Consider the following 6,967-nt stretch of genomic DNA (forward strand, 5'->3'; position numbering starts at 1 on the left):
ATGCCCGTCCCGGAACTGGACCAGCTCGCGGCGTCCGGCGCGCCCCCGCTGGACGCGACGACCGCCGACCCCGACGGCGCGTTCGAGAAGCTGTGGCGCGGCTACGGCCCGGTGGCTCCGGTGGAGCTGGCGCCGGGCGTCCACGCGTGGCTGGTGATGGGCTACGACGAGCTGCGCACGATCACCCGCGACGAGCACCTGTTCAGCCGGGACGGCCGGCGCTGGCGGCTGTTCCAGGACGGGACGGTCCCGCCCGACTCGCCGCTCGGCCCGATGATGTTCTTCCGCGACAACGTGATCGGCCATGACGGCGAGGAGCACCGGCGGCTGCGGCGGCCCTTGCAGGAGGCGATCGCGGGCGTCGACCACCGGCGGCTGCGCCGGACCGTCGAGCGGCTGTGCACCGGGCTGATCGCGCAGGTCGCGCCGCGCGGCACGGCGGACCTCGTCGCGGACTACGCGGCGGCGGTGCCGCTGCTGACGATCGGCGAGCTGATCGGGCTGGACGCGGCGCAGTCGGCGGAGCTGCTGGCGGCGATGCACCTGCTGTTCTCGTCCGGGGAGCAGGCGCAGGAGGGGAACGCGCGGTTCGAGGCGCTGCTCGGCGGGCTGCTCGCGGCCAAGTCGGCGGCGCCCGGCCCGGACGTGACGAGCGCCCTGCTCCGCCATCCGGACCTGCGCAGCGACGCCGAGGTGCTCCAGACGCTCGTCGTGCTGGTCTCGGCGGGCAACCACACGCTGATCAGTTGGATCGCGCAGGCGCTGCGCCTGACGCTGACCGATCCGCGCTTCGCGAGCCGGGTGCGCGGCGGACGGCTGTCGGTGGACGACGCGCTGGACGAGGTCCTCGCCCGCCAGCCCCCGATGATCAACATGCCCGCCCGGTACGCGCTCGCGGACGTCGAGCTGGGCGGCCGGCGGGTCGCGCGGGGGGACGCGCTGATCCTCGGCCTCGCCGCCGCGTCCCGCGACACGCGCGCCCACACGCCGGGCTGGTGGACGCACGGCAACCGGGCGTCCCTGGCCTGGTCGGCGGGGCCGCACGCGTGCCCGGCCCGCGACCCGGCCCGCACGATCGCCCGGACGGCCGTCGGCGCGGCCGGGCACCTGCTGCGCGACATGCGCGTCACGGAGGACCCGGACGCGATCGGCAACGAGCCGAGCCCGTGGACCCGGATCCCGCGCCGGCTGCCCGTCGCGTTCACGCCCGCGTCGATCGACCCCGTCCTCGTCTGAGCCCTCTCTGCCTCGGGAGCTGTGTGATGCCTAGCCCGTCCGGTCCGAAATATGCCCATATTCCAGTCATCACGTTGGACCCGTCCGGGGCCGACCACCAGGGCGAGGCGGCCCGGCTGCGCGCCGCCGGGGAGGCGACCGGCGGGCTCGTCCGCGTCGGGCTGCCCGGCGGGCTCGTCGTCTGGGCCGTGACGACGCACGAGCTGGTGGAGCAGGTCGTCCGCAGCCCGGACATGAGCAAGAACTACAAGACCTGGACCGCGTACAAGACCGGCGAGCTGACGCCCGACAACCCCATCATCGGGATGATCGCCGTGGACAACCTCGTCACGGCGGACGGCGAGGACCACCGGCGGCTGCGCCGTCCCATCACGACGACGTTCACCGGCCGCCGCGTCGAGGCGCTGCTGCCGAGCGTCACCGCGACGGTCGGCGCCCTGCTGGACGAGCTGCCCGGCCACGCGCGCCCCGACGGCGTCGTGGACCTGCGCGCCCACTACTGCGCGCCGCTGCCGCTGCGGGTGATCTGCGAACTGCTCGGCGTCCCCGAGGCGGAGTGGCCCCGGCTGCGGCACCTGGTCGACTCCATCTTCCGGACGGACACCACGCCCGAGCAGGTCGCCGCCGTCATGGCCGACATCCCGCGCTTCCTCGGCGAGCTGATCGCCGTCCGGGCCGCCGACCCCGGCGCGGACCTGACGAGCGCGCTCATCGCCGCCCGCGCCGAGGGCACGACGACGATGAGCGACCGCGAACTCGCCGACACGCTCTGGGTGCTCCTGACGGCCGGGCACGAAACGACGATCGGCCTCATCGGCAACACCATCCGGGCTCTGCTGGGCCACCCGTCCCAGCTTGCGCTGGCGCTCGCCGAGGACCGTTTCGCCGACGCCGTAACGGAGACGCTGCGCTGGGATTCCTCGATCGGCAATTTCCTGGCCCGCTATCCCGTCCGGGACGTGGAGATCGCCGGCGTCACCATTCCGGCCGGGGACGCCATCATGGCGCCCTATACGGCGGTCGGCCGCGACCCGCATCACCACGGCGCGACAGCCGACGTCTTCGACCTGACGCGCGACCAGCGTCCCCATCTGGCCTTCGGCGCGGGCCGCCATATCTGCCCGGGGTCGCATCTGGCCCAGCAGCAGGCGACGCTCGCCGTGAAATCCCTCTTCACGCGTTACCCGGATATGGTCGCGGCGTTCGGCGAGGACGATCCCCGGCCCGTTCCGAGCCTTTTCACGAACGCGCTGGCGGAGATTCCCGTCCGGCTCGCGGGACGAGACTGATCTCGACTTCGTCGCGGGGCCGCAACGTCATTCCGAGCTTGGGACGCGCCGTCGGATCGCCGTGCACCTCGACCCGGAACCGGCTGAGGAGCGCGGCGAGGACGAGCTGCATCTCGGCGATGAAGAAAGAACGTCCGACGCATCCGTGCGGCCCCGCGCCGAACGTCAGATAGGCCAGCCGGTGCCGGGGCTCGTGCCCCGGACGGAAGCGGCCCGGGTCGAACCGCGTCGGCTCGGGCCACACGTCGGGCAGCCGGTGCGTGAGGTACGGGCTGACGACGATGAGCCCGCCGCCGTCGATCCGGACGCCGTCGATCACGTCGTCCCGGCCGATCACGCGCGGCAGCATCCAGCCCGGCGGGTACAGCCGCAGCGTCTCCAGCGCGACCTGCTTGGTGTAGGTGAGTTCCCGCAGGTGAGAGCCGTTGAGCCGCCCGCTCCCCACCACGCGGTCGATCTCTTCGGTCAGCCGCTCCCGGACGTCGTCCTCCCGCCCGAGGACGACCCAGAGGAACGTCAGCGCGATCACCGTGGTCTCGGTCGCGCCCACGTAGAGGGAGACGAGGCTGTCCCGCAGTTGCCGCACGGTGAAGCGGTCGCCGTCCTCCGTCGTCGCCCGCAGCAGCCGCGAGACGACATCGTGCCCCGCGGACCGGTCGCCGCGCTCCCGCGCCTCGCGCACGATCGGGAAGACGAGGTCGTCGATCTCCCTGAGCGCCCGCCCGAACGTCCGGTCGCCGAAGAAGGGCACCGCGTTGGGCACGAACGGCGCCAGCAGCCGGGGACGCAGCGCCGCCGTCGCCGCGGTCATCGACTCGCCCAGGCGGAGAGACTGGCGCGTGGTGAGCATGTCGCCGACGAGTACCCGGGTGATGGCCCGGAAGACGATGCGCGACATCTCCCGGCGGGCGATCAGCCGTGTCCCGCCGGCGCCGCGCTCCGCCATCTCATCGACGGCCCGGACGATCGTGACGGCCATCTCGTCGGCGAAGCGGTCGATGCTGGGGCCGGACACGAGTTCCCGGAGCACCGCGCGCCATGACCACCACAGGTCTCCCGCCGGCTCCCCGACGAGACGGCTCAGGGGGTTCCACAGCCACCCTTCCCGCCCATAATTGGCCGCATTATCGCTGAGCACGTGTTCCACGTGTTCGGGTCGGGTCACCAGGTACGGGTTCATGGCGCCGAGACGCAACCGCACGATTTCTCCCCCGGCCCGCGCGCCGATCCGTTCGAGGGCCGCGAGAGGGTCGCGGGCGAACGTCGGCGCGATGTCCCGGAACGGAATCTCCCCGGCCCGGCGGCTGAGCGCGCTGGTCATCGGCATCGCCGGTCCTCCTTTGCCGAGAAAGATGCTAGGACGAACAAGAATCATCGTCCGCGTTCACTCGGCGGCACGGCAAGGAATGATCGGCTTACGGCCCGGCGAGAGAAACCTGACGCGAACACGGTCGCGCCCAATGCGCCCTATCGACCGGTGCGCCCTTTTGTTTGCGGGCCGTCCGGGCGGCCCCAGGGTCCTAGACTCGCCCGGTGCCCGAATACTCCGAGATCGTGACGCGGCTGCGCGCCGCCGGCTGCGTCTTCGCCGAGGACGAGGCCCGCCTCATCATCGAGACGGCCGCGCCGGACGAGCGCGCCGCGATGGTCGAGCGCCGCGCCGCCGGGCTGCCGCTGGAGCACGTCCTCGGCTGGGCGGCGTTCGGCGGCCTGCGGATCCACGTCGACCCGGGCGTGTTCGTCCCGCGCCGCCGCACCGAGTTCCTGCTGTCGGAGGCGCTCGCGCACCCGGCCCCGCGCCCGCTCGTCGTGGACCTGTGCTGCGGGACGGGCGCGCTCGGCGCCGCGTTCGCCGCCGCACGTCCCGGCGCGGACGTGTACGCCGCCGACGTCGATCCGGCCGCCGTCGCGTGCGCACGCCGCAACCTGCCGCCCGAGCGCTGCCTCACCGGGGACCTGTTCGCGCCGCTGCCCGCCGGCCTGCGCGGACGCGTGGACGTCCTGCTGTCCAACGTCCCCTACGTTCCGACCGGCGACATCGAGCTGCTGCCGTCCGAGGCCCGCGACCACGAGGCGCGCGTCGCCCTGGACGGCGGCGGCGACGGCCTGGACCTGCTGCGCCGCGTCGCCGCCGAGGCGCCCGCCTGGCTGGCGCCCGGCGGCCTCCTGCTGTTCGAGACGACCGAACGCCAGGCCCCCGAGGCGTGCGCGGCGGTCGCGGCGCACGGCCTGGCGCCGCGCGTCGCGCGCTGCGACTACGCGACGGTCATCGTCGCCGCCCGGCCGGCCGCGTCCTAGCCGCCGAGCCCGGTGACGGCGGTGTCCAGCGCCTCCGCCAGGCGGCGCAGCGTGTCCGGGGCGGGGTCGCCGTCGCCGATCTGCGTCACGACGTCCTGCCGGTCGGTGACGAACAGGCCGTCGGTCGCGTGTGCGGACGACACGACCTCGGGGCTCCCGTCGACCACGATGAGCGCGGCCTCCGGGTCCTCGGCGTGCAGCAGCCGCTCCACGTGCTCCACAGTGATCATGATGGCCTCCTGGACGTCTCGGCGGACCCGCCCCCTACCCGCCGGCCTCCCGGACGAACACCGGCCCACCGGGAGGGCGCGACGGCCCCGGACGCCGCGCCCTCCCACGAACACCGCAGGTCAGGGCGTCAGGACGACCTTGCCCCGCAGCAGTCCGGCGGCGGCCTCATCGTGGACGGCCGCCAGGTCCGCGAGCGGCCGCCGCTCCGCAACGTCGATCGTCAGCTCTCCCGCGTCCACCCGGGCCACCAGCTCGGCGAGCTGGGCGGCGTCGCTCCGCGAGTAGACCTGGACGGTCCGGACGCCCCGGCCCGCGTCCTCCGGCACCGGCGACGTCGCGCTGAGGAACACGCCGCCGTCCGCCACCAGCTCCGCCAGGCCCGCGGTCTCCTTCGGGCCCGTCGGCGCGAGGTTCAGCACCACGTCGAACCGCTCCCCGGCGACCGCCTCGACGAGCGGCGTCGCGGTGTAGTCGACGATCCGGTCGGCCTGGTAGGAGCGCAGCCGCTCGGCGCTCCGGGCGCTCCCGGTCGCGGTGACGACGGCGCCGGCACCCTTGGCGAGCTGCACCGCGTAACCGCCGACGGCCCCGCCCGCCCCGTTGATCAGGACGCGCTGCCCCGCCGTGACGCCCGCGTGCTCCACGAGCGCCTGCCAGGCCGTCAGTCCGGTGGCGGGCAGCGCCGCCGCGTCGGCCAGGGTGCCGGTGCGGGGCGCCGCCGCCAGCAGCTCGGCCGGGACGGCCACGAAGTCGGCCGCCGCGCCCGACGCCGTGATCGGGATGTACGCGACGACCGCCGCCCCGATCGCCCAGCCGGTGACGTCCGCGCCGACCTCCGCGACCGTCCCCGCCAGGTCGACGTTCGGTACGTGCGGGAGTTCCAGCGCGAACGCCTCGCGCAGGGCGCCCGCGCGGAGCGCGACGTCCACCGGGTTGAACGACGTGCCCGCGACGCGCACGACGACCTCTCCGGGCCCCGCCTGCGGACGGTCGACGTCCTCCCGCACCAGAACGCTGCTGTCACCGTACGAGTGGAAACGCACTGCCTGCATGATCTCCCCTATGCTTTGAGTTGGAAGCATGTACCGGGGGTAACGTGCTTCGACTTCGAAGCAATCCCGGCGTCGCCGGTGACCCTGGTCACATTGCTTAGAATTCGAAGCAGGTGGTGGAACGGATGACCGACCCCGTCGAGCGGCTCGGCCCGCAGGAGTTGGGCGCGTACTTCGTCCTCATGGAGGCCGTCAGCCTGCTCCAGCACCAGGTCGAGCAGCAGGTCCAGGCGGACGGCGGCCTCAGCTACGTCCAGTTCCAGCTCCTCGGCCGGCTCGTCGGCGCGGACGGTCCGCTGACGATGACCCAGCTCGCCGACGGCGTCGTCTACAGCCGCAGCGGCCTCACCTACCAGGCGGGCCTGCTGGAGAAGGCCGGCCTCATCACGCGCGGGCCGAGCCCGGACGACGAACGCGCCACGCTGGTCAGCATCACCGACGACGGGCGCGAGCACTTCCACCGCGTCCTGCCCGGCCATGTCGACGTCACCCGCCGCATGCTGTTCGACAGCCTGACCGACGACGACCTCGACCACCTGGGCGAAATCATGACCCGGGTCCGCGACCACATGCGCGCCCAGCCGCCCCGCTCAGCCGCCCCCCGCAAACGCCGCCCACCCAAGAACAACTAACCACCCCCGAACACAAAAAGGCCCCGCCGTCGGCGGGGCCCGAAAAAAGTGTGCGGAAATGCGTTGAGGGCCACCCCGTGCGGGGTGGCCCTCAACCACAATAAGTCCGGCGGTGTCCTACTCTCCCACACAGTCTCCCATGCAGTACCATCGGCGCTGAAAGGCTTAACTTCCGGGTTCGGAATGGAACCGGGTGTTTCCCTCTCGCCAAAACCACCGAACGACCAAC

At 73.1% G+C, this 6,967-nt stretch carries 7 protein-coding genes and 1 rRNA gene; 4 read left to right on the forward strand and 4 right to left on the reverse strand.

Annotated features, from left to right (window positions below):
- Window positions 1-1,236, forward strand: coding sequence for a cytochrome P450 family protein (locus tag BTM25_RS21330; RefSeq protein WP_103564570.1), 1,236 nt, complete (start codon window positions 1-3; stop codon window positions 1,234-1,236).
- Between the two features lie 74 nt (window positions 1,237-1,310).
- Entirely contained in the window at window positions 1,311-2,525 is a 1,215-nt protein-coding gene (locus tag BTM25_RS21335; protein WP_205648173.1) for a cytochrome P450 family protein, read from the forward strand.
- On the opposite strand, the gene BTM25_RS21340 is transcribed toward BTM25_RS21335, so the two are convergent.
- Complete coding sequence (locus tag BTM25_RS21340; protein WP_168212180.1) at window positions 2,476-3,852, reverse strand: cytochrome P450; 1,377 nt, start codon at window positions 3,850-3,852, stop codon at window positions 2,476-2,478. The two genes, BTM25_RS21335 and BTM25_RS21340, sit on opposite strands and share 50 nt — an antisense overlap.
- A gap of 206 nt (window positions 3,853-4,058) precedes the next feature.
- On the opposite strand from BTM25_RS21340, the gene BTM25_RS21345 reads away from it, so the two are divergent.
- Complete coding sequence (locus tag BTM25_RS21345) at window positions 4,059-4,823, forward strand: putative protein N(5)-glutamine methyltransferase (RefSeq protein ID WP_103564573.1); 765 nt, start codon at window positions 4,059-4,061, stop codon at window positions 4,821-4,823.
- Here BTM25_RS21345 and BTM25_RS21350 read toward each other — a convergent pair.
- Entirely contained in the window at window positions 4,820-5,053 is a 234-nt protein-coding gene (locus BTM25_RS21350; RefSeq protein WP_235828519.1) for a hypothetical protein, read from the reverse strand. The genes BTM25_RS21345 and BTM25_RS21350 overlap by 4 nt on opposite strands.
- A gap of 120 nt (window positions 5,054-5,173) precedes the next feature.
- A complete protein-coding gene (locus BTM25_RS21355; RefSeq protein ID WP_103564574.1) occupies window positions 5,174-6,106 on the reverse strand; it encodes an NADP-dependent oxidoreductase in 933 nt (310 codons plus the stop codon).
- Window positions 6,107-6,219: 113 nt separating this feature from the next.
- On the opposite strand from BTM25_RS21355, the gene BTM25_RS21360 reads away from it, so the two are divergent.
- The gene (locus BTM25_RS21360) at window positions 6,220-6,738 is read left to right on the forward strand and encodes a MarR family winged helix-turn-helix transcriptional regulator (RefSeq protein ID WP_235828520.1); all 519 of its coding nucleotides are present in this window, start codon (window positions 6,220-6,222) and stop codon (window positions 6,736-6,738) included.
- 104 nt (window positions 6,739-6,842) lie between these two features.
- On the opposite strand, the gene rrf is transcribed toward BTM25_RS21360, so the two are convergent.
- Window positions 6,843-6,959, reverse strand: a 5S ribosomal RNA gene (gene rrf / locus BTM25_RS21365).
- Window positions 6,960-6,967: the final 8 nt, after the last annotated feature.

Source organism: Actinomadura rubteroloni, from assembly GCF_002911665.1.
GTDB lineage: Bacteria > Actinomycetota > Actinomycetes > Streptosporangiales > Streptosporangiaceae > Spirillospora > Spirillospora rubteroloni.